Genomic DNA, 24819 nt, shown 5'->3' on the forward strand with positions numbered 1-24819 from the left:
CAAGCCCGAGGATGACGAAGAAGTGGAGCTCGCTCTGCGAACTACGTATTCATTGAATCGAAGAAGTCCGCATTGGTCTTGGTCTGCTTCAGTTTGTCGATGAGGAACTCGATCGCGTCGGTGGTTCCCATCGGCGCCAGGATGCGGCGCAGCACGAAGATCTTCTGCAGGTCAGCGCGCGGCACGAGCAGGTCTTCCTTGCGGGTACCCGACTTCAGAATGTCCATGGCCGGGTAGATGCGCTTGTCGGCGACCTTGCGGTCGAGCTGGATTTCGCAGTTGCCGGTGCCCTTGAACTCTTCGAAGATGACTTCATCCATGCGGCTGCCGGTGTCGATCAGCGCGGTGGCAATGATGGTCAGCGAACCGCCTTCCTCGATGTTGCGGGCAGCACCGAAGAAGCGCTTCGGCCGCTGCAGCGCATTGGCGTCGACGCCGCCGGTCAGCACCTTGCCCGAGGACGGCACCACGGTGTTGTAGGCGCGCCCGAGGCGGGTGATCGAATCGAGCAGGATGACGACGTCGCGGCCATGCTCGACCAGCCGCTTGGCTTTCTCGATGACCATCTCGGCGACCTGCACGTGGCGCACCGCCGGCTCGTCGAAGGTCGAGGAGATCACCTCGCCCTTCACCGAGCGCTGCATGTCTGTCACTTCCTCCGGCCGCTCGTCGATCAGAAGCACGATCAGGTAGCATTCCGGATGGTTGGCGGTGATCGAGTGGGCGATGTTCTGCATGAGAACCGTCTTGCCGGTACGCGGCTGCGCGTTGATCAACGCGCGTTGGCCCTTACCGATCGGCGCCACCAGGTCGATCACGCGCGGCGAGATATCTTTGGAGGTCGGGTTGTCGATCTCCATCTTCAGCCGCTTGGTCGGATAGAGCGGCGTCAGATTGTCGAAGTGGATCTTGTGGCGGATCTTTTCGGGATCGTCGAAATTGATCGTGTTGACCTTGAGCAGCGCGAAATAGCGCTCGCCCTCTTTCGGACTGCGGATCGGCCCCTCGACCGTATCGCCGGTCTTGAGTGAAAAGCGTCGGATCTGCGAGGGCGAAATATAGATGTCGTCGGGACCCGGCAGATAATTGGCGTTGGCCGAGCGCAGGAAACCGAAACCGTCCTGGAGCACTTCGACCACGCCGTCGCCGATGATTTCGATGTCCTGGGCGGCCAGCTTCTTGAGGATTGCGAACATCAGCTCCTGCTTGCGCATGACGCTGGCGTTCTCCACCTCGAGCGATTCGGCATAGGCGATCAGCTCTGGCGGTTTCTTGTTCTTGAACTCGGTGAGTTTCATTTCTTGCATTAGGATAGACTCTGGGTAGGCTTTTGGGAGGAAATCGGCGGGATGCGATAAATGCCGGGCGCGGCCAAAAGCAATGAAGGGCGGCGCATGACGGGAAGGAAGACCCGTCTTTTATCGTCGGCCGGCTGAAAGAGCAAGCCGCCTTTTAGCAGGTCGTGAGAGAGGTCCGAAGGTTCAGAACGGCTTGACGACGACCAGGATCACAATAGCGATCATCAGCAATGTGGGGATCTCGTTGACGATCCGCCAGTGCCTCGCGGGCTTTTCATTGCGGTCCTCGGCGAATTTTCGCACAGCGCCGGCCAGATAGCCGTGGATGCCTGACAGAACCAGCACCAGCGCGATCTTGCCGTGCAACCAGCCACCCTGGAAACCAAAACCTTTCCAGGCCAGCCACAGGCCGAACACCCAGGTGACGATCATCGCCGGGTTGATGATGCCGCGCAGAAGCCGGCGCTCCATCACCTTGAAAGTCTCCGACTGCACCGAACCCTTCTCGGCGTCGGCGTGATAGACCAGCAGCCGCGGCAGATAGAGCATGCCCGCCATCCACGAAATGACGGCAAGAACGTGGATCGCCTTGGCCCAGAGATAGAAGCCGTCTGGGGCCGCCAGAAACAGCAGCGCGGTGAGCACGACCAGGGCCGCGATGCCGATCACCATCCGCATCATCGCCTGGCCCGTGCTGTTGGTGTTGCTCATCCCGGCCATCAGCGTGTCGCGCTCCTCACCAGTTTCACCATCGCCTCGACATGCGCAATCGGCGTTTCCGGGGTAATGCCGTGGCCAAGATTGAAGATCAACGGTCCGCTTCCCAGGCTCTCCAGGATCGCGCTGACGCCGTCGGCCAGCGCCTTGCCGCCGGCGACCAGCCGCAGCGGATCGAGATTGCCCTGGACGGCCCCTTCCCGCTGCAACGCCTTCGCTGTCTCCAGCGGCACCGTCCAGTCGATCCCCAGCCCCGTGACGCCGGTCTTCTCGCGATAGCTCCGGTAGCGCGCGCCGGCGCCCTTGGGAAAACCGATGATCGGCACATCGGGATGGACCGCTCGAACCTGCCTCACGATCTCGGCCACCGGCTCGACGCAGAACAGCTCGAAACAAGCATCGTCGAGCACGCCGGACCAGGAATCGAATATCTGCACCACATCGGCGCCGGCCTCGATCTGCCTGATGAGATAGGCGGCCGAATGATCGGTCAGCACCTTGAGCAGCCGACGAAACGCCGCCGGCTCCCGATAGGCGAACAGCCGCGCCGGCGCCTGGTCCGGCGTGCCGTGCCCGGCGATCATGTAGGTCGCCACCGTCCACGGCGCGCCGCAGAAGCCGATCAGGGCGGTTTCATCGGGCAGTTTCGCCCGCAACCGGCGAACCGTCTCGTAGACCGGTTCGAGATTCACGTGAAACACCGTGCTGTCCAGGGCCGCGATTTCAGCCGCCGTGATCGGCGTCAGCAGCGGCCCTCGCCCCTCTTCGAAGCGTACGTCGCGGCCAAGCGCATGCGGAACGACAAGGATGTCGGAGAACAGGATCGAGGCGTCGAAGCCGAAGCGCTCGATCGGCTGCATGGTCACCTCGAAGGCAAGGTCGGGATCATAGCAGAGGTCGAGGAATGAACCTGCGCGTCGGCGCGTCTCGCGGTATTCCGGTAGATAGCGCCCGGCCTGGCGCATCATCCAGAGCGGCGGCGGAAACACCGTCCCACCCTTCAGCACGTCCAGCATGATCCGTCTTGCAGGCATAGAGCGCTCGCCTCTCCCGGCTTCCCTTTAATCAAATATCTTATTTTAAAGAATCTTCTGATTCTAAGAGTCTGTTGGTTGTGGTGGTTGTCACCTGTCCCGCTTTGGCCGTCAAAACACCAGCAAGCATATTGTCGCGCATTTCCAATCGCCGCTTGCATGGTTCTGGGGACGATCCGGAATCTTCCATTGGACTCAACACGCTAGAGCAGCGATCCTGCAGGTACGTCCTGTGGACGGACAAAAGGCAGAAATCTTCGTCCACGGACTTGTCCCCAGCCGCCCGACGAAGCCTACAGCGCATCGAATTGTGGACAAACCGGCATCTGATACAGTCGCTCCGGCCGGCGGGTTTTCCGAACCCTGCTTTATCCACATCCGCCCACAGTCCTAGGTAAAACCCTGTGAACAAACCCCAGAGCTTCTTCCACCTGCACCTGATCTCCGACGCCACCGGCGAAACGCTGCTCGCGGCCGGCCGCGCGGCTTCGGCGCAATACAAGGATGCGCGCGCCATCGAGCACATCTACCCGCTCATCCGGACCGAAAAACAGGTGGCCAAAGTGTTCGAGGACATCGAGGAGGAGCCGGGCATCATCCTCTACACCGTCGTCGACCAGAAGCTGGCGCGCGGCATCGACGAGCGCTGCGCCGCCATGGGCCTGCCCTGCGTCTCCGTGTTGGAGCCGGTGCTCACCGTCTTCCAGTCCTATCTGGGCACGCCGGCCGGCCGCCGCGTCGGCGCCCAGCACGTCCTCGATGCCGAATATTTCCGCCGCATCGACGCACTCAACTTCACCATGGAACATGATGACGGCCAGTTGCCGGCCAATATGGACGATGCCGACATCGTGCTGGTCGGCATTTCGCGCACGTCCAAGACGCCGACCAGCATCTATCTCGCCAACAGGGGCATCAAGACCGCCAACATTCCGATCGTGCTCGGCGTGCCGGTGCCCGAAAGCCTGGTCAACGCCAGGACGCCGCTGATCGTCGGCCTTGTCGCCACCGCCGAACGCATCTCGCATGTCCGCCAGAACCGCATCCTCGGCAACAGCAGCGCCTATGTGCCAGGCGACTATGTCGACCGCGCCGCCATCAACGAGGAGCTCGCCTATGCCCGCCAGATCTGCACCCGCCATGGCTGGCCGATGATCGACGTCAGCCGTCGCTCGATCGAGGAAACGGCGGCGGCAATCGTTGCCCTGCGGGGGAAGACGCGGTAGGTGCAGGTGAGATAAGTGAGGGGTGCGCGACGGAACGCCAATCCTGGGTGAACCAGCATGACCGAAAAAATCATCCTCGCCTCCGGCAGTCCGTTCCGCAAGGCGATGCTGCTCGATGCCGGCATCGACGTCGAGGCGGTTGCGCCTGAGGTCGACGAGCGCGCGCTCGAGGCACCCCTGCAAGGCAGCGGCGCCTCGCCCGAGGATGTCGCGCTGGTGCTGGCCGAGGCCAAGGCCACCGAAGTAAGCGAGCGCAGGCCCGGCGCGTTGGTGCTCGGTTGCGACCAGACGCTGTCGCTGGGCGACGAGGTGTTCCACAAGCCGGCCGACATGGAAGGTGCGCGCCGCCATCTGCTGGCGCTGTCGGGAAGGACCCATCAGCTCAACAGCGCCGCGGTCCTGGTCCGCGACGGCGAGGTGCTGTGGCGCCATGTCGGCATCGCCAGCCTCACCATGCGCAAGCTTGACCCGGCCTTCATCGGCCGCCATCTGGCGCGCGTCGGCTCAAGGGCGCTGTCGAGCGTCGGCGCCTACCAGGTCGAAGGCGAAGGCATCCAGCTCTTCGAGAAGATCGAGGGCGACCACTTTACCGTTGTCGGCCTGCCGCTGCTGCCGCTGCTGGCCGAACTGCGCACGCTGGGAGCGATCGATGGCTGAGGCGACCAAAAAGGCCTTCGTCACCGGTCACCCGATCAAGCATTCGCGCTCGCCGAAGATCCACGGCCACTGGCTGGCCAGATACGGCATCGACGGCAGCTACCAGGCGATCGATGTCGCGCCGCAGGATTTCGCCGAATTCCTGAGCACATTGCAGGCGAACGGCTATTTCGGGGGCAATGTCACCATCCCGCACAAGGAGGCCGCCTTCGCCCTGGTCGAGCACCTTGACGAGGCGGCCCAGCAGATCGGCGCGGTCAACACGCTGTGGCTGGAGGACGGCCAATTGTGGGGCGGCAACACCGACAGCCATGGCTTCGCCGCCAATCTCGACGATCACGCGCCGGGCTGGGCATCCAATGGCCCGGCGGTGGTGCTCGGCGCCGGCGGCGCCTCGCGCGCCGTCATCCACGCGCTGAAGCAGCGGGGCATCCACGATATCCGCATCGTCAATCGCACGCTTGCCCGGGCGGCGGAGTTGCGCGACCGGTTCGGCGCCGGTGTCTCCGCGCACGGCATGGCGGTGACCGGTGAACTGCTTGCCGATGCCGGCCTGCTCATCAACACCACGGCGCTCGGCATGCAAGGCAATGAGGGTCTCGCCGCCGACCCGGCCCTTTTGCCGGACCACGCCATCGTCACCGACATCGTCTATGTGCCGCTCGAGACGCCGCTGCTTGCCGCGGCAAGCGCGCGCAAGCTGAAGACGGTGGACGGTCTCGGCATGCTGCTCAACCAGGCGGCGCCGGGTTTCGAACGCTGGTTCGGCGTCCGGCCCCGTGTCACACCCGAATTGCGCGCGCTCGTCGAAGCCGATCTGGCGCCAAAACCATGATGGTGCTCGGCCTCACCGGTTCGATCGGCATGGGCAAGTCGACCACCGCGAAAATGTTTGCCGAGGCCGGCGTCCCGGTCCACGATTCCGACGAGACGGTGCATCGCCTCTATGCCGGCAAGGCAGCCCCCCTGGTCGAGGCCGCGTTTCCAGGAACCACCGGCGCCGGAGGCGTCGACCGGGCAAAGCTCGGCGCTCGGGTGCTTGGCGATGCGGCCGCGCTGAAAAGGCTGGAAGCGATCATCCATCCGCTGGTGCGCGCCGACGCCGACGCGTTCCTGGCGCGCAACCGCGCCGCCGGCGCGCCGCTTGCCGTCCTCGACATTCCGCTCCTGTTCGAAACCGGCGGCCGCGACCGCGTCGACAAGGTCGTCGTCGTCACCGCGCCGGCCGAAGTCCAGCGCCAGCGCGTGCTGGCGCGGCCCGGCATGAGCGAAGAGAAACTCGCCTCCATCCTGGCCAGCCAGGTGCCGGATGCGCAAAAGCGCCGCCAGGCCGACTTCGTCATCGATACCAGCCAGGGCCTGGATGCCGCGCGGGCTGAGGTCGAAGCTATCATCGCGGATTTGAGAGGTTAGATCGGCGCCTCTTTTTCCTTCTCCCACAGGGGGAGAAGGAAAAAAGTCATTGCCCATTGCCATTTTGTTCCGCTCTCACGATTCTGCTTGCCAGGAGCGACTGATTCGATGCGTGAGATCATTTTCGATACGGAAACCACCGGCCTCGACATGCGCGACGACCGCATCATCGAGCTTGGCGGCGTCGAGCTGGTCAACCGCTTTCCGACCGGCAAGACCTTCCACCACTACATCAACCCGCAGGGCCGCTCGATCCACGCCGAGGCGCAGGCCGTGCACGGCATCAGCATGGCGGACCTGCAGGGCAAGCCGTCCTTCGCCGAGATCGTCGAGGAGTGGATCGCCTTCACCGACGGCGCCAAGCTGGTCGCCCACAACGCCACCTTCGACATCGGATTCCTCAATGTCGAGTTCGGCCGGCTCGGCCATCCGGCCGTCGACATCGGGCGCGTCGTCGACACGCTGGCGCTGGCGCGGCGCAGGCATCCGATGGGTCCCAATTCGCTCGACGCGCTCTGCCGGCGCTATGGCATCGACAATGCGCGGCGCACCAAGCACGGCGCCTTGCTGGATTCGGAGCTGCTGGCCGAAGTCTATATCGAGCTGATCGGCGGCAAGCAGACGGCTCTGATCCTGGACACAGTTTCAGTGCAGATGAACGGCGCGGGCGAAGTGGCAGACATCGACATCTCGGTCGGTGCGCGGCCGATCGCCCTCCCCCCGCGCCTGAGCGAAGCCGAGCGCGCGGCGCATGCCGGCATGGTCGCCACGCTGGGTGAGAAGGCGCTGTGGCTGAAGGTGATGGGCGCCTAAGCGCGCCGTTCTCCTCGAAGTCGGGGGGCTTCGCGGCCAAACCGGCCTCGAAAACGAAAAACCCGGCGCGAGGCCGGGTCTTTCTGCAATATCCGTACGAGCCGGAATCAGCTCACCTGGACCTTCGACGCCGCCTGGTCCTCGGCCAGCTTCTGCTGGAACATCTGCGCGAAATCGATCGGGTCGAGCATCAGCGGCGGGAAGCCGCCATTGCGCGTTGCCTCGGCGATGATCTGCCGGGCGAACGGGAATAGCAGCCGCGGGCATTCGATGAACAGGATCGGCAACATGTGTTCCTGCGGGAAGCCACTGATGGCGAAAACGCCGCCATAGACCAGCTCGACATTGAACAGCACTTCCTGGTCGAAGGACGCCTTGGCGTTCAGCGTCAGGTTGACGTCGAACTGCTTGTCGGAGAGCGGATTGGCGTTGACGTTGACGTTGATGGCGATACCAGGCGCCTTATCGCGGCCGCGCAGCGAGTTCGGCGCGCCGGGGCTCTCGAAGGAAAGGTCCTTCACATACTGGGCAAGGACGTTGAGCGAGGGCTGCGCCGTGTTGCCGTTTCCGTTGGCGCCGACCGGCGCGTCATCTTTGCTGGCCATGAGCCTTGTGTCCTTTTGCCTGGGCAGCATTGCTGACCGAATTGAAATCGGGCGTTCGCTACCATGGCCGGCATGACAAGACAAGGTTTGCCGCCTTGCGACCGGAGGGGATCCAGACTGCGTCGAGATTCAGGTCAGGCCGGCATCACCTGAACATCAATATAGCCTCAGTCGTCCTTCAGGCGGCGCCATGGCGAATTGTGGTCCGGCCCGCGCTTGAAATCGTCTTCGCGCGAATAATCGCCGTCGTCGAGGTCGATGACCCTGTCGCGCGGCCGGCCGCGGAAGCCGCCGGCCGAGAAATTCGTCGCCACCACGATGCGGCCCTTGAGCCTGCGCCAGGCAAGATCGCGCACCGGCGGCAGGAACAAGAGAATGCCGAAAATGTCCGATATGAAGCCCGGGATGATCAGCAGGATCGCGGCGAGCACGATCATGGCGCCGTGCGCGAGCTGGCGGCTCGGATCGCGGCCGGCGCCCATCTCGGTGCTGATGCGGCTCATGACGCCAAAACCCTGATGCCTGAGCAGCAGCGCCCCGGCGATGCTCGAGGCGAGCACCAGGCCGACCGTCGCCAGCGCGCCGATCTGGCGCCCGACTATGACGAAGCCGGCGATCTCCAGCAGCGGAAGCGCCAGAAGAAAAACGGGAAATAACGAAATGCGCAAGTCTTGCCGATCCTTCCGATCGTTCTGGCGTTGGTCTGTTTTGCCTGCCAGCGGCCGCCGGCCGCTGGCGCCGAGGCTGTTAGATAGGTATGGCTGCCTTTGATTTGAATGATTGCGCCTTGCGTTCTATATGGTTTGCATGTTGAACGCTATGCGACCGCTGCCCTGTTGGCCGGGCGGTCCGGCCGAGGGCAGGATTGATTGGCGGAAGATATGGGTTTCTTCGACTTCGGCACGATTTTCTTTCTGATTGCGGCAGTTGTGATCTTTTTCCAGCTGCGCAATGTGCTGGGCCGTCGTACCGGCAGCGAACGGCCGCCTTTCGATCCCTATACCGCCGCCCGCACCGGCGACAAGGATGCGCAGAAATCCGAGAATGTCGTGTCGCTGCCGCGCAAGCGCCAGCCCGGCGAGCCGGCCGGCGAGGTCTATGCGGCCATCGACGCCTTTGCCAAGCCCGGCACCGACCTCAACAAGGGCCTGCGCACGATCAAGGACAACGATCCGTCCTTCGACCCGAAGGGTTTCGTCGACGGCGCCAAGATGGCTTACGAGATGATCGTCATGGCCTATGCCGATGGCGATCGCAAAACGCTGAAGAACCTTCTGTCGCGCGATGTCTATGACGGTTTCGTCGCCGCGATCGGCGAGCGCGAGGCGCGGTCGGAAAAGATCCAGTCTTCCTTCGTCGGCATCGACAAGGCCGACATCGTCTCGGCCGAGATGAAGGGCGGCGAGGCGCATGTCACGCTGCGCATCATCAGCGAGCTGATTTCGGCGACGCGCGACAAGGCCGGTGCGGTCATCGACGGCGACCCCGAAACCGTCGCCGAGGTCAAGGACGTCTGGACCTTCGCCCGCGACACGCGCTCGCGCGACCCGAACTGGAAGCTCGTCGCCACCGAAGAAGAAGATTGAATCCCTGACCGCGGCGGGCCTGTCGTGTCCTTCCATCAGGCATTCAGCGAAAGATCCTTCGGCGCTCTGCCCGGCTGGGATGACGACGACCATCTGGCGGCCTTCGAGGCCTTTCGCCGCTCCGCCTTCCATGTCCTGGCCAAGCCCTATCGCAGCGGCGCGCTCGGCGTCGACTTTGACGCCTTTGCCGGTGCCTATGCCGAGGCGCGCGCGGCCCCTCCTGCCAGCCGGTCGGAGGCCCGCGCCTTCTTCGAGCGTCATTTCGTCCCCATGCAGGTGCGTCCAGAGACCGGCGCCGGCCTCGTCACCGGCTTCTACGAACCGGAGGTCGAGGCCTCGCCGGTGCGCACGGAGCGCTTTGCCGTGCCGCTTCTGTCGCGTCCCGCCGATCTCGTCGATGTCGACGACGCCAACCGGCCCGACGGAATGGACCCCTATCTCGCTTTCGCGCGCCGGACGCCGGACGGGCCGGCCGAATATTTCGACCGCGGCGCGATCGAGCGCGGCGCGCTCGCCGGCAAGGGCCTGGAGATCGCCTGGCTGGCCGACAGGGTCGATGCATTCTTCATCCATGTGCAGGGCGCGGCGCGGCTTCTCATGACCGACGGCAGGCTGTGCCGCGTCACCTATGCGGCCAAGTCCGGCCAGCGCTTCACCGGACCCGGCAAGGTGTTGAGCGAACTGGGCGAGATCCCGCTGGAAAACGTGACGATGCAGTCGATCCGCGCCTGGTTCAGGGCGCATCCGGGCCGCGTCGACGAGATCCTGTGGCGGAACCGTTCCTATATCTTCTTCCGCGAGGCCGCGGTCGAGGACGCAACGCTCGGGCCGATCGCTGCCGCCAAGGTGCCGCTGACGCCGGGCCGCTCGATTGCCGTCGACCGGCTGCTGCACACATTCGGCACGCCCTTTTACGTCGATGCGCCATCGCTGACGGCTTTCGAGGCAAAACCGTTCCGGCGCCTGATGATCGCGCAAGACACGGGCTCCGCCATCACCGGGCCGGCGCGTGGAGATCTCTTCGCCGGCTCGGGCGACGCCGCCGGCGAGATCGCCGGCGTGGTGCGCAATCCGGCCGATTTCTACGCGCTGGTGCCGCGCCCGCTCGTCTCGGGTTCGAAGCCATGACCCGCCGCAGCGACAGGTTGAGCGAGGACGACCGGGTGCTGTGGAACTTGGTGGCGCGCACGGCCAAGCCGCTGAAGGGCAAGGCCGCCGTGCCTGTCCCGGATTTCGGCATCGAGGCGAAGCCGGCGCCGACGCAACAAGCCCGGCCCGTTGCCGGTCCGGCCGGCGCGCCTAAGCCGAAGGCCCAGCATGTCTCCCATGCACTCGACGAGCCGACGCTGGACAAATTGTCGAAAGGCCGGCTGCCCATCGAAGGCCGGGTCGACCTGCACGGCATGACGCAGGACGAAGCCTATTCGCTGCTGTTCTCCTTCCTGCACCGCGCGCATGCCGGCGGCATCCGCTATGTCCTGGTCATCACTGGCAAGGGCTCTTCGTCGGGCGGCGACGGCGTGCTGCGCCGCGCGGTGCCGGCCTGGCTGTCGACGCCGGCGTTCCGGCCGCTGGTCTCCAGTCACGACCACGCCGCGCGCAACCACGGCGGCTCGGGCGCGCTCTATGTCAGGCTGCGGCGGGTCCGGTCGTGAGGATGGGGTCGTGACCCCGTTCGGCGAGAGGCTGCGGGCGCTGAGGGCCGAGCGCGGCGTCACCCAGAAGGACATGGCCGCCGCCATCGGCGTCAGCGCCGCCTATCTGTCGGCGCTCGAGCACGGAAGGCGGGGCGCGCCGACCTGGACGCTGATCCAGAAGATCATTGGTTATTTCAACATCATCTGGGACGACGCGGAGGAACTGGCGCGACTGGCCGAAGGCTCGCATCCGCGCGTCAGGCTCGATACGTCGGGCCTGAGCCCGGCCGCGACCGAGCTTGCCAACCTCCTGGCCGAGAACATCGAAAAGCTCGACGAGGAGGAACTGCGCCGTATAACCGCCTCCATCCGCGCGGCGCTGGGGCGGCGGCGGTAGGCCGGGTTTGCCCGGCTCTGGCGTCGGCTGAGCTCCCGATCGTAAAACGGTGCCCGCCAGCAGCAGCCGGCGGGCCGCCGTGATGAGATCAGTTCTTGCCGGCCGTGCTGCCGCCATTGCCACCGCGGCCGTGATCACCATGGCCGCGGCCACCATTGCCGCCGCCAAGGCAGTCCGATGCGCCGGCGGCGCCGCAACAGCGGCCGCTCCACAGGTCGTCGAGATTGGTGTTGGCGCAGCTTGGAATGGTCTGATCGGCCAGAGCGGATCCGGCCATGCCCGACACCGCGACGGCGGCGAGAAGGGTGTTACGCAGGAAAGCAGTCATTTGAAGTCTCCATGGTTGGTTTCGGTTCACGGCTGTGTGTCGCCGGCCGGGCCGAAATGGTTCATGGAGGGTGGGAATTTTTTGGGGAGTGCGCGCGGCGCGTGACTGCAACGTCGGCGCCGCCCCTGATCCGCCTGCCGGCACCTTCTCCCCGTATAGGACGAGGAGAAGGGAGACAGCCGCGCCCTTGGCGTATTTCTTGCGACGTCGGCAATTGGGGAAATCGTCGATGACAGCGTCTTTCTCCCCGTCACTATACGGGGAGAAATGCCCGGCAGGGCAATGAGGGGCGGGGCCGACATCCGGCGGTGGGCGCGCCGCCCGCCGCAGTCCCTACTCCACGGACCCCACCAGCACCTGCTGGCCGCCGCGGATCGAGACCCAGCGGCCGGTGTTGTCGATCGCCTGGCGCTTGAGGAAATGGTAGCCAGTGTCGTCCCAGGCCTTGACCTTGTCGGTCAGATTGTCGAGCACATAGTCGCCCCTGTCGGTGCGCACCGTCAGCACCGAGTGCCCTTCGCCGTCGGGTTTGCGCACCACGGTGATGAGAAGATCGGCAAGCGATATGCCCATCCGGGACAGCAGGCGCCGCTTTTCCAGCACATAGTCCTCGCAGTCGCCGACGCCCTTGGCGGGATAGGCCCAGACCTCGTCCTTGCCATAGATGTCCATGTCGCTCATCGGCTTGACGGCGGCATTCACCCTGGCGGTGACCTTGGCCAGCTTGCGCCACAATCTGTCCGTCATCGCGGCCGGCGCCAGATTGCCGGGACGGATCGCGCATTCGCGGGCATTGAGCCTGCAGAAATCATAATGGCCGATCGGTTGCGACGCGACGCCGCCGGTCGTCATCGCTCCGGCCGCCAAGGCCGGCGCCACCCAGCCTCCCATCATTGTCGCCAGTCCGGCTACTGCGCACGCACGAAGCGCTCGCGCCATTGGTGAGGAATTCATTGTCCCCGCTCGCCCTTGTTATTAATGAAAGGTTAAGGGCGATCTACAGTCCGTGTCAATTACCACGATTGGGTGATTTGCGACATGGTTACCCGCGAGACGCATGGCAGCGGCACCCGTGCGACAGGCCTGCCCGGCCTGTCCGGCGCTATCGGGCCGGCAATGCAGGCTGCCTATCTTTTGGCGGTGCGGACCAGCTTCGGTTTCACGGCGACCCGGTTCTGGCGGCCATAGCTGGTGATGAAGTCGACGATGCGCGGCACGATCTCGGCGCGGAAGCGCGAACCGTTGAAGACGCCGTAGTGCCCGACCGCGGGCTGCATGTAATGCGCCTTCCTGTCGGCGGGAATGTTGACGCACAGATCGTGCGCCGCCCGCGTCTGGCCAAGGCCGGAAATGTCGTCGTTCTCGCCCTCCACCGTGAACAGCGCGACATTGCGGATGGCCGAGGGATCGATGGGCGTGCCGCGATGCGTCATCTCGCCCTTGGGCAAAGCATGCCGGACAAACACCGTGTCGACCGTCTGCAGGTAGAACTCAGCCGTCAGGTCCATCACCGCCAGATATTCGTCGTAGAAGTCGCGGTGCTTCTCGGCGCTGTCGCCATCATGCTTCACAAGGTGCATGAAGAAGTCCTTGTGGGCGATGATGTGGCGGTCGAGGTTCATGCTCATGAAGCCCGAAAGCTGCAGGAAGCCTGGATAGACCTCGCGGCCGAAGCCCGGCACCGGCCAGGGCGCGCGCATCACGACATTGTCGCGGAACCAGTCTATGCCCTTCTCCTCGGCCAGAAGGTTGACCGCGGTCGGGTTGCGGCGCGTGTCGATCGGCCCGCCCATCAGGGTCATCGTCGCAGGAACGAAGGGGTCGCCGCGCGTTTCCATCAGCGCCACGGCCGCCAGCACCGGCACGGAAGGCTGGCAAACCGCCATCACATGCGTGTCGGGGCCCAGCACATGCAGCATGTCGACGACATAGTCGATATAGTCGTCGAGATCGAATTGGCCGTCGGCCGTCGGCACCATGCGGGCGTCGATCCAGTCGGTGATGTGCACGTCGGCATGGGGCAGCATGGCTTCGACCGTGCCGCGCAGCAGCGTCGCATAGTGGCCCGACATCGGCGCCACGATCAGAAGCTTCGGATCTCGCCGCCGCCCGGCGGGAACGGCGCGCTCGAAATGCACCAGGTTGCAGAACGGCCGCGACCAGACGGTCTTCTCGGTCACTGCCACGCTCTTCCAGTCGACCACCGTCTTGTCGAGGCCGAATTGCGGCTTGCCGTAGCGGCGCGTGGTGCGCTCGAACAACTCGGCGCCCGCCGCGATCGAGCGGCCCCAGGACGTGTGCGAGAACGGATTGAGCGGGTTGGAATAGAACAGCCGCACCGCATCGGCATAGAGACGGGCCGGCTGCAGGGCGGCGTGGTTCATTTCATAGAGCTGGTAGAACATCCGTTTACCCCGCTGCGGCCTGCGACCGAAGGGGCGGCGAGCAGTGCCTGGCCCTAACTGTCTCGCGGGGAAGTTAACAACTAATTGCTGCGATGCAATACGTCACGTGGCGTGATCTATACGCATTCTTGGTCCAAAGCGTTGGAAATCAGCCTTGGACGGTACAAGCCGGCTCATTGTGCAGGTGCGAAGGCCCGCCAGGCGGCCCGGCCCTCGGGCCGGGCAGTGGTGGTCAGACGCGCGCCATGCAGACCGCGGTGTGGCCCGAACCGATGAAGCCGAGCTGGCCGGCGGCACCCTTCGACAGGTCGAGCACGCGTCCCCGGATGAACGGTCCGCGATCGTTGATGCGCACCACGACGCTGCGGCCATTGTTCTGGTTGGTGACCCGCAGCTTGGTGCCGAAAGGCAGCGTGCGGTGTGCGGCGGTCAAGGCCGAAGGGTTCATCCGTTCGCCCGACGCGGTCCTGGAGTGCAGGGCGTACCAGGAAGCGCGGCCGCATTGACCGGCGGCGGAGGCGGCTGGAGTGGCGGAGGCGCCGACCATCAGGCCAGCAGCGATCGTCACCGCGGCAAGCGCGGTCCGGTTGTTGTTATTCATATTTGGGGGAAGGCTCCGTTTTTGACAGGCCCCAGCCGTTACGGAGACAATAAGGCACGAAATGCGGCAATCATCTGGCGGTTCCATGGCGCCGGCACACGTTTGGAGTCGCCCGGTAACAGTCTGTCAGTGATTTCCCGACGGTCAGCGATCAACTCACGATGATGTTCCAGCGGATATCCATGTCTTGTTTGACAAGATCGAGCGGCAACATCCAAGTAGAAGATGCTGCTGCCGAACCGATTCCTTTGCCTCTTTCATCGCGACGGCGACGACGCGACCGATCAACTTCGGAAGGGAGAATCCGGCAATGAGACTGATCAAAAATCTGCTGGCGTTGATTGTGCTGGCCGTCGGCGCGCTGTGGTCGCTGCAAGGCATCGGCGCGATCGGCGGCAGCTTCATGACCGGCCAGTCGCAATGGCTCACCATCGGCATCATCGTCATGCTGGTCGGTCTCGCCGGGCTCGTGTGGGCGAACGGTTCGCGCGGTTGAGCCGCTCTCACTGCGACCAGTACTGCCAGGCCCAGTAGAAGCTTTCGTCTCGCGGCGGCAGGCGGTCACGCCCGGCCGGGAGTCGGACGGGCGCCGGCGAGCGCGGACCGTCCTCCCTTGTCGCCTTGTCCTCCTCTATCGCCTTGCCATCGGATGTCAGGCCCAGCAGCCAGGTGCCGAAATGGGCGAACAGCATGGCGGTGGAATGGGTCATCGTCATCTCCGTTTCCCGATCATTCGCGTCCCGCCCACGGCACGAGCGCGCGCTCGATCCTGCGGATGGCGAATTCGAGCACGAAGGCGATGGCCGCGATCACCAAAATGCCCATGACCACCACGTCGGTGACCAGGAACTGCGCCGCCGACTGGATCATGAAGCCAAGCCCGCGCGTCGCCGCCACCAGTTCGGCGGCGACCAGCGTGGACCACCCGGCGCCGAGCGCGATGCGCAGTCCGGTCAGGATCGACGGCAGCGCGCTGGGCAGGATCACGTGGCGGACCACCTGGCGCCTCGTCGCGCCAAGCGAACGCGCGGCGTTGATGCGCTCCTGCGAGACGCCGCGGACGCCGGACGCGGTCGACAATGCCACCGGCGCCAGCATGGCGATGGCTATCACCAGGACCTTGGACGGCTCGCCGATGCCGAACCAGATGATGACCAGCGGCAGATAGGCGAGCGGCGGGATCGGCCGCAGGAATTCCAGCAGCGGATCGAAAATGCCGCGGCCGACGGTGCTGATGCCGATGGCGAGGCCAACCGGCACGCCGACGAGGAGCGCCGCGATGAGCGCGGCGAACACCCGCCCCAGGCTGGCGGCGATATGCTGGACGAGCGTTGCGTCGACAAAGCCATCGCGGGCGACGATGATGAATTTGTTCCACACCGCGACAGGCGAGGGCAGGAATACCGGCGACACCAGTTGCAGGCGGGCCGACACCGTCCAAAGCGCCAGCACCAGAAGAATGGTGGCCGCGCTGACCATGCGCGCCGAAACGCCCTTGCGCTTCGGGACCGGGCGCGACCATGGCACCGACAGGCCGTCGGCCTCTTCGGTCCTGGAGCCGGAGCGTTCGGTGTAGGAGGAGAAAATGGTCATGCCGCCTCTCCCTCGAAGATGGCGTCGGTCAGTTCGCCGCGCGCCGCGGCGAAGCCAGGATCGGCCTTGATGGCGCGGATGGCCTCGCCCGCTGCGTAGCGCCTGGAGAAGCCCGGCTCCAAGGTCCGCACCACCCGGCCCGGCCCGGGCGCCAGCACCACGATGCGGGTGGCGAGCACCAGCGCCTCGTCGATGCCGTGCGTGACCATCAGCACGCCGACCTTGCTTGCCGTCCACAGGTCGAGCAGCGTCGTCTGCATACGCTCGCGCGTCAGCGCATCGAGCGCGCCGAGCGGCTCGTCGAGCAGCAGGAATTGCGGCCCGGCAGCCAGCGCCCGGGCAAGGCCGACGCGCTGGCGCATGCCGCCGGACAGTTCCCAGATGCGCTTGTCGCCGGCATCGGTGAGCTTGACCAGGCCGAGCAATTCGTCGGCGCGGCGCGCCCGCTCGGATGGCCCGACACCGCGCAGCCTGAGCGCGAAGGCGACGTTCTCGCGCGCCGTCAGCCAAGGAAACAGCGCGTCGTTCTGGAACACCACCGCACGGTCCGAACCGGGTGCTGCGATCGGCCGGCCGTCGATCGCGGCCGTGCCGCGTGCCGGCGCAACAAAGCCGGCGCCGACATTGAGCAGCGAGGTCTTGCCGCAGCCGGAACGGCCGACAAGGACGACGAAGTCATCGCTGGCGACGTCGATCGATACCCGCTCGACGGCGGGTGCGGGCTGGCCGTCATAGTGGATCGAGATTCTGTCGAGCACGAGATGCGACATGAGCCCTCGCAGGGAGTTCGTTGAAGTCCGCCTGCCCGAAGCCGCGCCTCGTCAGCGGCTCCCGGACAGGCGACACGCGGCGTCAGGAAAGACGTGCGCGCGTCTCATAGGGGCGCCACCTGCCCGTCGTGACATGGGGCGCTCCAACGCTCGGGTCAGTTCGAGGCCAGCGCCTCGGTGACGTATTTCGATGTCACATATTTCGAATAGTCCGGCAGCACGGCGTCTACCTTGCCCTGCTCCTTGAGGAAGGCGGACGCGGCCGCGATCGCCTTGACCGTGCCGCCGCCGAGGAACTTGTCGGAGGCTTGTTCTTCGAGTGTCGGGAAGACATAGCCCTTGAGCAGTTCAGGCACTTCCTCGACCTTGGCGCCGGTCAGCTTGGCGATCTCGGCCGCCTGCGGCGACGCTGCCGACCAGGCATCGGGCTTGACCAGGTACTCGGCATAGGCCGCACCCGTCACCTTGACGAAGTCGCGCACCGCTTCCGGGTTCTTTTCGGCAAAGTCGGTGCGCACGATCCAGGCGTCGAAGGTCGGCGCGCCCCAGGCGGCGACCTGGGAGGAATCCAGCACCACCTTGCCTGATGTCTTGACCTGGCCGAGCGCCGGATCCCAGACATAGGCCGCATCGATATCGCCGCGCGAAAAGGCAGCGGCGATTTCCGGCGGCCTGAGATTGAGGATCTCGACCGATTTCGGGTCGACATTCTCATGTTTCAGCGCGGCAAGCAGGCTGTAATGCGTCGTCGAGACGAAGGGCACGGCCACCTTCTTGCCGGCGAGGTCGGCGACCTTCTCTATGCCGGCGCCGTTGCGTGCGACCAAGGCCTCGGATCGCCCGATCAGGCCGACGACGAAGATGGTTTGGACCGGCAATTCGCGGCTCGCCGCCGCCGCCAGCGGGCTCGAACCGACATAGCCGATGTCGACCGAGCCGGATGCGACCGCGGCGATGACATCGGCGCCGGAATCGAATTTGCGCCAGTCGATGGCGGCCTTGGTAGCCTTTTCATAGGCACCATCGGCCTGCGGCACCTTGGAGGGTTCGACCACCGTCTGGTAGCCGATGGTGATTTTGAGGTCGTGGGCAAAAGCCGGGCCGAGGAAGGCGGCGCCGGCAAGTGCGGCCGTAGACAGGAGAAGGATGCGTCGCGAAATGGTGGTGGACATCAAGGGCTCCATGAAACAGGGGAAAACCGGATTGCTTCATGATAGTCCGCTAATTCTATTGTTCTTGTAGAGTTAAATTCTTCTAGCAGGGTTGGATTTGTTGGAAAAAGCTGCCGATACAGAGGTCCCCAGGCGGATTTGGCGCCTATAGCGCTCAAGACTGGCGAGATCATCGCGTTCGGGAAGCTCGGCCACCGCTACCGGCCTCCGATCGCGAACGAGAATTCACGTTGCAGCCGCTTGAAAGGCAAATCCATGCTTCAGATGGATTGGAATTTAAAAACATGTTCCGCCTGTTCGCGTTTAAGTATAGTAAACTTATCGACATAGAGACTTGGAGGCGACGATGAGAGGTCATACCCATCCGTATCGCGGCGATCGCCGGTGGCACCGGTCTCGGGCCGTCGCGCCACGGTTTGTGTCCCCGGCATCACAGTCAGGTCCAAAATCGCCGCAATGGCTTGAAAATCAAGCAAGATCAATCGCGATTGGCTTGTATATCATGTCGGTAGAATTTATGTCATGGATGCTTGAGCGCGGCGGGAGGCACGTCAGGCGTTTCGCAACGGATGGCCTCGAGCCATCGCATGACAGAGAAACGTTCGGATCATGCTCACCAAGAAAGGCAAGTACGGCCTCAAGGCGCTCGTCCATCTGGCGCGGATGCCGGCCGGGCAGCTTGCCTTCGTCAACGACATCGCGACCGGCAACAACATCCCGAAGAAGTTTCTCGACGCCATCCTGGGCGAATTGCGCAATGCCGGTTTCGTGCAGAGCCGCAAAGGCAAGGATGGCGGCTATCGCTTGGCGCGGCCGCCGGAGGAAATCAGGGTCGGCCATGTCGTGCGTGTGCTCGACGGCCCGCTGGCGCCGATCCCTTGCGCCAGCCGTACCCAATACCAGCGCTGCGAAGACTGTAACGAGGCGACATGCCAGGTCCGACATCTGATGCTGGAAGTCCGGCAAGCGATCGCCGAGGTGCTCGACCAGCGCAGCCTCGCCGAGATGCGCGACATCGGCCTCGACGACCTTGGGGTCGCAAGGGGCCTCGACGACCTCTCGGTCGCGAGCGACGATCTGCCGGTTGCGGTGAAGGCCTGACGCCGGCGCGTCGCACGGGGCTGGCATGAGCGGCCGCCGCAACTCGATCATCATCGTCGGCGGCGGCGCCAGCGGGGTCGTGCTCGCCGCGCATCTGCTGAGACAGCCCAATCCCGACCTTCGCGTCACGCTGATCGAGAAGCGCCCGCATTTCGGCCAGGGCATCGCCTATTCTACATTGCTCTCCGCGCATGTGCTGAACGTCAGCGCCGCCGGTATGAGCGCCTATGCCGACGATCCCGGCAATTTCTGGCGCTGGCTGCTGGAACGCGGCCTGGCAACGCCCGAGCAGGCGCCGGTCTACGCGCCGCGCAGCATCTATGCCCGCTATCTCGGCGAATTGCTGGACGATCTCGAGGCGCGCGAGAGGGAGACCGGACGCCTCCGGCTGATCCATGAGGAAAGCCTGTCGATCTCGCCCACGGCCTCGGGGGTGGAAGTGGCGCTCGCCAACGGCACCAGCGTCGTCGCCCATCTGGCGGTGCTCGCCACCGGCCATGACGAGGTGCCGGCCATGGGGCAAGGCCATGCGGTCCGCATGGGATCGGAGGCCGACACCGCGCTCGATCCCGACCGGAGCGTCATGGTGCTGGGAACGGGCCTCAGCATGGTCGACGCATTCCTGGCGCTCGAACAGCGCGGCCACCGCGCGGAGATCGTCGCGGTGTCGCGGCGCGGCCTGCTGCCCTCGCCGCACCGCAAGGGCAATCCGATCAAGCTCGACGTCGCCGATATCCCGCTCGGCACCCAGCTTTCCTATTTCGTCGGCTGGTTCCGCGACCTGATCCGGGAAAACCAGAAGGCCGGCATCGACTGGCGCGACGTCGTCGACGGCCTTCGCCCGTTCAACCAGAAGATCTGGCAGAACTGGCCGGCCTCCGCCAAGCGTCGTTTCGTCGAGCACACCAAGGCGTGGTGGGACATCCACCGCCACCGCATGGCGCCCGAGGTCCATGCCCGCGTCACGCAAGCCGTGCAGTCCGGCCGCATCCGCCTCGTCGCTGGCCGTGTCGTCGACATCGCGGCGGGCGGCGAGTTCACGGTCCAGGTCCAGTCGCGCCACACCAAGCGGCTGGAGAGGTTCGAGGTCGCCCGCATCTATGATTGCTCCGGTATCGTCAGGGACATCTCGGCCTCGTTGAACAGCGTGGTGCGCTCGCTGGTCGACCGCGGGCTGGCGCGGCCGGATCCGCTGCGCATCGGCCTCGACGTGACGGCCAATTGCGAGATCATCGCCGGCGACGGCACGGTGTCCAGGAAAATCCTCGCCGTCGGCCCGCTGACCAGAGGCACCTTCTTCGAGATCGACGCCATTCCGGATATTCGCGTCCAGTGTGCGAGGCTGAGCAAGCAGCTGCTGGGGTAGCGTGTTAGCGTCGGCGTTCTACGGCAGGCCAGAGGGGGCGTGCCCCACAAGCCTGCGGGCGATTTGCACGACGGAGCCCGCCCCGGAATTTCATTCTCCATCTAGCCGGTCGATTGGCACGATCTATCTTCTTTCCCACTGCAAAGGGCTGGAAAAGAGGATACGCTGCCGCCCTGCCCGAAGCGGCCGCTTGATCATGGAGCATCGATATGAGCAGGCACAAGATCGCGCCCTCGGATAGCGCCCCTTTGGAAAACGCCGCTTCGGAAAACGCACTGTCGCGCCTGCGGCCGCCTTACGGATCGGTGCTCGACCTGATCGGCCAGACCCCCGTGGTCGAACTGACCCAATTCGACACCGGCAAGTGCCGGCTGTTCATCAAGCTCGAAAGCCAGAATCCTGGCGGCTCGATCAAGGACCGTATCGCACTGTCGATGATCGCGGCGGCCGAGAAGGAGGGCAGGCTGAAGCCAGGCGGCACGATCGTCGAGGCGACGGCCGGCAATACCGGCCTGGGCCTGGCCCAGGTCGGCATCCCCAAGGGCTACCGTATCATCCTGGTCGTGCCCGACAAGATGTCGCGCGAGAAGATCCAGCATTTGCGCGCGCTGGGCGCGGAAGTGCGCATGACGCGCTCCGACGTCGGCAAGGGCCACCCCGAATATTACCAGGATATGGCCGAAAAGATCGCGGCCGAGCTGCCCGGCGCCTTCTACGCCAACCAGTTCGCCAATCCGGCCAACCCTGAGGCGCACGAAACCACCACCGGTCCGGAAATCTTTTCGCAGCTCGACGGCGATGTCGACGCGGTGGTGGTCGGCGTCGGCTCAGGCGGCACGCTGACCGGCCTTGGCCGGTTCTTCGCCAAGGCATCGCCGAAGACGGAAATGGTGCTGGCCGATCCGGTCGGCTCGGTGCTGGCGCCGCTGATCAAGACCGGCAAGATGGTGGAGGCCGGCAGCTGGACTGTGGAAGGCATCGGCGAGGACTTCGTGCCGCCCAATGCCGAGCTGTCGCTGGTCAAGAAAGCCTATTCCATATCGGACAAGCAGAGCATGCTGGCGGTGCGCGATCTCCTGTCCCGGGAAGGCATCCTGGCCGGCTCGTCTTCGGGCACGCTGCTGTCGGCCGCCTTGCGCTATTGCCGCGAGCAGACGTCGCCCAAGCGCGTCGTCACCTTCGTCTGCGACAGCGGCAACAAATATCTGTCGAAAGTCTTCGACGATTTCTGGCTGGCCGAGCAGGGGCTGGCCGAGCACGAGCAGCATGGCGACCTGCGCGACCTGGTGATGCGCACGCACCGCACCGGCGACACCGTCTATGTCGGTCCGGCCGAAAGCCTGCTCAACGCCTATGGCCGCATGCGCCGCTCCGATGTCTCGCAGCTGCCGGTGCTCGACGACGGCAAGCTGGTCGGCATCGTCGACGAAAGCGACATTCTGGCCAAGGTCGACGGCCCCTATGAGGGCCGCTGGGAGCGCTTCAACGCGCCGGTACGCACGGCGATGACCTCCAATCTGCATACTTTGCAGGCCAGCCAGACGCTGGACGCGCTGCTGCCGGTATTCGACCGCAACGAGGTCGCCATCATCTTCGACGGCGACGAGTTCGTCGGCCTGATAACCCGCATCGACCTGATCAACCATTTGAGGCGCCGTGCACGATGACCGCATCCGGAAAGAACCGCCTGGCCTTCTCCACCCGCACCATCCATGGCGGCCAGAGCCACGATCCCCTGACCGGAGCGGTGATGGTGCCGATCTACGCCACCTCGACCTATGGCCAGCAGTCGCCCGGCGTGCACAAGGGCTTTGAATATGCCCGCAGCCAGAATCCGACGCGCTTTGCCTTCGAGCGCGCGGTGGCCGATCTCGAAAGCGGCTCGGCTGCCTTCGCCTTCGCCTCCGGGCTGGCGGCGATCGCCACCGTGCTGGAACTGCTCGATTCCGGCGCCCACATCGTCGCCACCGACGACATCTACGGCGGCTCCTTCCGCCTGATGGAGCGGGTGCGCAAGCGCTCCGCCGATCTCAAGGTCAGCTTCGTCGACTTCACCGACCTTGCGGCGGTAGAGGCGGCGATCCGCCCGGAGACGAAAATGCTCTGGGTCGAGACGCCGACCAACCCGCTGCTGCGCATCGTCGACCTCGAAGGCGTCGCGGCCCTTGCCAGGCGCAAGGGCATCCTCTCGGTCGCCGACAACACATTCTGCAGCCCCTATTTGCAGCGGCCACTGGAGCTCGGCATCGACATCGTGGTGCATTCGACGACGAAGTACCTCAACGGCCATTCCGACATGGTCGGCGGCGTGGCTGTTGTCGGCGATAACAAGGATTTGGCCGATCGCCTGAAATTCCTGCAGAACGCCATCGGCGCCATTTCGGGCCCGTTCGACAGTTTTCTCGCCCTGCGCGGCCTCAAGACATTGGCGCTGAGGATGGAGCGGCACTCGTCGAACGGCCTCAAGATCGCGCAGTGGCTGGAAGCCCGCAAGGATGTGCGCCGGGTCATCTATCCCGGTCTGGCCAGCCATCCGCAGCATGCCGTCGCCGTCCAGCAGATGCATGCGTTCGGCGGCATGATATCAGCCGTGCTCGACCGCGACCTCGCCGGCACGAAACGCTTCCTCGAACACACGCAATTGTTCACGCTGGCCGAAAGCCTCGGCGGCGTGGAGAGTTTGATCGAACACCCGGCGCTTATGACGCATGGATCGATCCCGGCGGAGAAGCGCGAAGAGATCGGCATATCGGATTCGCTGGTGCGGCTGTCGGCGGGCATCGAGGATGGCGACGATCTGATCGCGGACCTGGAGCAGGCGCTGGGGGGCTGAGCGGCGGCGCCCCCGCTGAGACGAGCCAGTCTACAAAGCCAGCGCCAACTTCGCAGAAAGCCAGCCACAACCCCGTTGACCCCAAACCCCATCTGCCCGAATTGTAGCGCCCCATGCCCACGCGCGACACATCTCCCGATACGCCCCTCACTTTCGCGGTGCTGGTCTTCCCCGGCTTTCCGATGATGGCGTTCAGCTCGGTCATCGAGCCGCTGCGCGCGACCAATGTGCTGGCGAAGCGGGAATGCTATCGCTGGATCATCGTCGGCGCTACCCAGGGCGCGGTCGAGGCCTCGAACGGCGTCGTCATCCAGCCGCGCTTCTATGCCGGGGATGCGCCGAAGGTCGACCGCATCGTCGTCTGCTCAGGCGGCGATGCCGATCATCTCGTTGCCGAGGATGCGGCAAGCTGGATCCGCCGCAGCTTGCGCAGTGGCGCCCATATCGGCGCGGTGGCGGACGCCGCCTTCTTCCTCGCCCGCGCCGGCCTGCTCGACGGCCATGCCTGCACCTTGCACTGGACCAGCCAGGCGGCCTTCACCGAGGCCTTTCCCAATGTCGAGCTGAGGCGCGACCTCTATGTCATCGACCGCAAGCGTTTCACCTCGGCCGGCGGCGTCGGCAGCCTCGACATGATGCTGGAGATCATTACCCGCGACTACGGCGCCGAGCTTGCGGCCGGCGTCGCCGAATGGTTCGTGCACAGCCAGCTGCGCTCCAGCGTCGACCGCAAGCTGATGCCGCTGCGCCTCCGTACCGGCGTGCGGAACGAGCTGGTGCTGTCGGCCATCGCCATCATGGAGGACGCTGTGGAGGAGCGGCTCGGCATGGCGGAGCTGACGGCCAGGCTCGGCGTCTCCTCCGATAAGCTCGAACGCTCCTTCCGCTCCGAACTCGCCATCTCGCCCAACGGCTACTATCGGCGGCTCAGGCTGAAACGCGCCGCCGATCTCCTGGCGCACTCGACGCTCGCCGTGCGCGACGTGGCGCTCGCCTGCGGCTTTGCCTCGATGTCGAGCTTCGCGCGCGCCTTTCGCGAGGAGCACGGCCATCCTCCGAAGCTGGCGCGACGGCATTAGAGGTCCTGCTGGCGTTGAGAGACGTTGGCGGGACAGCGCCCCCCTCTGTCCTGCCGGACATCTCCCCCTCAAGGGGGGAGATCGAACGTCACAACAGCTTTCGCCAATTTTCACCGAAGAAGCGACGAGGTCAAAGCTGCCAATCTCCCCACTTGAGGGGGAGATGCCCGGCAGGGCAGAGGGGGGCG

29 protein-coding genes are annotated in these 24819 nt (G+C 64.9%); 15 read left to right on the top strand and 14 right to left on the bottom strand.

The window, feature by feature from the left end; genetic code table 11:
• Nucleotides 1–41 precede the first annotated feature (41 nt).
• The 3 genes from rho to hemE form a co-directional block, all read right to left on the bottom strand.
• On the bottom strand, nt 42–1307 hold the full coding sequence (gene rho / locus FJ951_RS07015; protein ID WP_140491913.1) for a transcription termination factor Rho: 1266 nt from the start codon (nt 1305–1307) through the stop codon (nt 42–44).
• A gap of 174 nt (nt 1308–1481) precedes the next feature.
• Nucleotides 1482–2018 (bottom strand): protoporphyrinogen oxidase HemJ, encoded by a 537-nt coding sequence (hemJ, locus tag FJ951_RS07020; RefSeq protein WP_140491911.1) that lies wholly within the window; start codon nt 2016–2018, stop codon nt 1482–1484.
• Complete coding sequence (gene hemE / locus FJ951_RS07025; protein ID WP_140514100.1) at nt 2018–3049, bottom strand: uroporphyrinogen decarboxylase; 1032 nt, start codon at nt 3047–3049, stop codon at nt 2018–2020. Before hemE ends, hemJ begins: the two co-directional genes overlap by 1 nt.
• Nucleotides 3050–3453: 404 nt before the next feature.
• On the opposite strand from hemE, the gene FJ951_RS07030 reads away from it, so the two are divergent.
• The 5 genes from FJ951_RS07030 (at nt 3454) to dnaQ (ending at nt 7158) form a co-directional block, all read left to right on the top strand.
• Nucleotides 3454–4275, top strand: a complete 822-nt coding sequence (locus FJ951_RS07030) for a pyruvate, water dikinase regulatory protein (RefSeq protein WP_140491905.1) — start codon at nt 3454–3456, stop codon at nt 4273–4275.
• Between the two features lie 57 nt (nt 4276–4332).
• Nucleotides 4333–4932: a Maf-like protein gene (locus FJ951_RS07035; RefSeq protein WP_140514101.1), complete on the top strand. Its 600-nt coding sequence runs from the start codon at nt 4333–4335 to the stop codon at nt 4930–4932.
• The gene (locus FJ951_RS07040) at nt 4925–5767 is read left to right on the top strand and encodes a shikimate dehydrogenase (protein WP_140514102.1); all 843 of its coding nucleotides are present in this window, start codon (nt 4925–4927) and stop codon (nt 5765–5767) included. The genes FJ951_RS07035 and FJ951_RS07040 overlap by 8 nt, the downstream gene beginning before the upstream one ends.
• Entirely contained in the window at nt 5764–6345 is a 582-nt protein-coding gene (gene coaE, locus FJ951_RS07045) for a dephospho-CoA kinase (protein ID WP_140514103.1), read from the top strand. Before FJ951_RS07040 ends, coaE begins: the two co-directional genes overlap by 4 nt.
• Nucleotides 6346–6453: 108 nt before the next feature.
• Entirely contained in the window at nt 6454–7158 is a 705-nt protein-coding gene (dnaQ, locus tag FJ951_RS07050; RefSeq protein ID WP_140514104.1) for a DNA polymerase III subunit epsilon, read from the top strand.
• A gap of 107 nt (nt 7159–7265) precedes the next feature.
• Here the strand turns inward: dnaQ and secB are convergent, their stop codons facing one another.
• Together secB and FJ951_RS07060 are read right to left on the bottom strand one after the other, a co-directional pair.
• Nucleotides 7266–7763 (bottom strand): protein-export chaperone SecB, encoded by a 498-nt coding sequence (secB, locus tag FJ951_RS07055; RefSeq protein ID WP_140491875.1) that lies wholly within the window; start codon nt 7761–7763, stop codon nt 7266–7268.
• A gap of 167 nt (nt 7764–7930) precedes the next feature.
• Entirely contained in the window at nt 7931–8431 is a 501-nt protein-coding gene (locus FJ951_RS07060; protein WP_140491873.1) for an FxsA family protein, read from the bottom strand.
• 213 nt (nt 8432–8644) lie between these two features.
• On the opposite strand from FJ951_RS07060, the gene FJ951_RS07065 reads away from it, so the two are divergent.
• Genes FJ951_RS07065 through FJ951_RS07080 form a run of 4 tightly spaced genes read left to right on the top strand, consistent with a single transcriptional unit; the run spans nt 8645 to nt 11383 of the window.
• A complete protein-coding gene (locus FJ951_RS07065) occupies nt 8645–9349 on the top strand; it encodes a Tim44/TimA family putative adaptor protein (protein ID WP_140514105.1) in 705 nt (234 codons plus the stop codon).
• Nucleotides 9350–9373: 24 nt separating this feature from the next.
• Nucleotides 9374–10477, top strand: coding sequence for a murein transglycosylase A (locus FJ951_RS07070; protein ID WP_140514106.1), 1104 nt, complete (start codon nt 9374–9376; stop codon nt 10475–10477).
• Nucleotides 10474–11004, top strand: a complete 531-nt coding sequence (locus tag FJ951_RS07075; RefSeq protein ID WP_140491867.1) for a Smr/MutS family protein — start codon at nt 10474–10476, stop codon at nt 11002–11004. Before FJ951_RS07070 ends, FJ951_RS07075 begins: the two co-directional genes overlap by 4 nt.
• 10 nt (nt 11005–11014) lie before the next feature.
• A complete protein-coding gene (locus FJ951_RS07080) occupies nt 11015–11383 on the top strand; it encodes a helix-turn-helix transcriptional regulator (protein WP_140514107.1) in 369 nt (122 codons plus the stop codon).
• Nucleotides 11384–11471: 88 nt separating this feature from the next.
• Here the strand turns inward: FJ951_RS07080 and FJ951_RS07085 are convergent, their stop codons facing one another.
• The 4 genes from FJ951_RS07085 to FJ951_RS07105 all read right to left on the bottom strand — a co-directional run bounded on the left by FJ951_RS07085 (nt 11472) and on the right by FJ951_RS07105 (nt 14717).
• Nucleotides 11472–11711: a hypothetical protein gene (locus FJ951_RS07085; RefSeq protein WP_140514108.1), complete on the bottom strand. Its 240-nt coding sequence runs from the start codon at nt 11709–11711 to the stop codon at nt 11472–11474.
• A gap of 333 nt (nt 11712–12044) precedes the next feature.
• Nucleotides 12045–12665: a transglutaminase-like cysteine peptidase gene (locus FJ951_RS07095; RefSeq protein WP_140491861.1), complete on the bottom strand. Its 621-nt coding sequence runs from the start codon at nt 12663–12665 to the stop codon at nt 12045–12047.
• Between the two features lie 173 nt (nt 12666–12838).
• Nucleotides 12839–14116 carry a polyhydroxyalkanoate depolymerase gene (locus FJ951_RS07100; protein WP_140514109.1) on the bottom strand — a complete coding sequence of 426 codons (1278 nt, stop codon included), beginning with the start codon at nt 14114–14116 and terminating at the stop codon, nt 12839–12841.
• Nucleotides 14117–14348: 232 nt separating this feature from the next.
• Complete coding sequence (locus FJ951_RS07105) at nt 14349–14717, bottom strand: septal ring lytic transglycosylase RlpA family protein (RefSeq protein WP_140491856.1); 369 nt, start codon at nt 14715–14717, stop codon at nt 14349–14351.
• Nucleotides 14718–15027: 310 nt separating this feature from the next.
• Here FJ951_RS07105 and FJ951_RS28385 point away from each other — a divergent pair, with 310 nt between their 5' ends.
• Nucleotides 15028–15213: a hypothetical protein gene (locus FJ951_RS28385; RefSeq protein WP_181172206.1), complete on the top strand. Its 186-nt coding sequence runs from the start codon at nt 15028–15030 to the stop codon at nt 15211–15213.
• A gap of 7 nt (nt 15214–15220) precedes the next feature.
• Here the strand turns inward: FJ951_RS28385 and FJ951_RS07115 are convergent, their stop codons facing one another.
• From FJ951_RS07115 to FJ951_RS07135, 5 genes are all read right to left on the bottom strand, one after another.
• Entirely contained in the window at nt 15221–15427 is a 207-nt protein-coding gene (locus FJ951_RS07115) for a hypothetical protein (RefSeq protein WP_140491853.1), read from the bottom strand.
• 19 nt (nt 15428–15446) lie between these two features.
• Nucleotides 15447–16310, bottom strand: a complete 864-nt coding sequence (gene tauC / locus FJ951_RS07120; protein WP_140514110.1) for a taurine ABC transporter permease TauC — start codon at nt 16308–16310, stop codon at nt 15447–15449.
• Nucleotides 16307–17080 (bottom strand): taurine ABC transporter ATP-binding protein, encoded by a 774-nt coding sequence (locus tag FJ951_RS07125; protein ID WP_140514111.1) that lies wholly within the window; start codon nt 17078–17080, stop codon nt 16307–16309. The genes tauC and FJ951_RS07125 overlap by 4 nt, the downstream gene beginning before the upstream one ends.
• A 155-nt stretch (nt 17081–17235) precedes the next feature.
• The gene (gene tauA, locus FJ951_RS07130) at nt 17236–18252 is read right to left on the bottom strand and encodes a taurine ABC transporter substrate-binding protein (RefSeq protein WP_140514112.1); all 1017 of its coding nucleotides are present in this window, start codon (nt 18250–18252) and stop codon (nt 17236–17238) included.
• Nucleotides 18253–18512: 260 nt separating this feature from the next.
• Nucleotides 18513–18734 carry a hypothetical protein gene (locus FJ951_RS07135; RefSeq protein WP_140514113.1) on the bottom strand — a complete coding sequence of 74 codons (222 nt, stop codon included), beginning with the start codon at nt 18732–18734 and terminating at the stop codon, nt 18513–18515.
• A gap of 127 nt (nt 18735–18861) precedes the next feature.
• Between FJ951_RS07135 and FJ951_RS07140 the strand changes: the two genes are divergently transcribed.
• From FJ951_RS07140 to FJ951_RS07160, 5 genes are all read left to right on the top strand, one after another.
• Complete coding sequence (locus tag FJ951_RS07140) at nt 18862–19353, top strand: Rrf2 family transcriptional regulator (protein WP_140491847.1); 492 nt, start codon at nt 18862–18864, stop codon at nt 19351–19353.
• 25 nt (nt 19354–19378) lie between these two features.
• Nucleotides 19379–20719, top strand: coding sequence for an FAD/NAD(P)-binding protein (locus FJ951_RS07145; protein ID WP_140514114.1), 1341 nt, complete (start codon nt 19379–19381; stop codon nt 20717–20719).
• 209 nt (nt 20720–20928) lie between these two features.
• Nucleotides 20929–22386 carry a pyridoxal-phosphate dependent enzyme gene (locus tag FJ951_RS07150; RefSeq protein ID WP_140514115.1) on the top strand — a complete coding sequence of 486 codons (1458 nt, stop codon included), beginning with the start codon at nt 20929–20931 and terminating at the stop codon, nt 22384–22386.
• Entirely contained in the window at nt 22383–23552 is a 1170-nt protein-coding gene (locus FJ951_RS07155) for a PLP-dependent aspartate aminotransferase family protein (protein WP_140514116.1), read from the top strand. Before FJ951_RS07150 ends, FJ951_RS07155 begins: the two co-directional genes overlap by 4 nt.
• A gap of 113 nt (nt 23553–23665) precedes the next feature.
• Nucleotides 23666–24631, top strand: coding sequence for a GlxA family transcriptional regulator (locus FJ951_RS07160; protein ID WP_140514117.1), 966 nt, complete (start codon nt 23666–23668; stop codon nt 24629–24631).
• The last annotated feature ends 188 nt before the right edge of the window (nt 24632–24819 follow it).

It is taken from the genome of Mesorhizobium sp. B2-2-3 (genome assembly GCF_006442405.1).
In the GTDB taxonomy this organism is placed as follows: Bacteria; Pseudomonadota; Alphaproteobacteria; order Rhizobiales; family Rhizobiaceae; genus Mesorhizobium.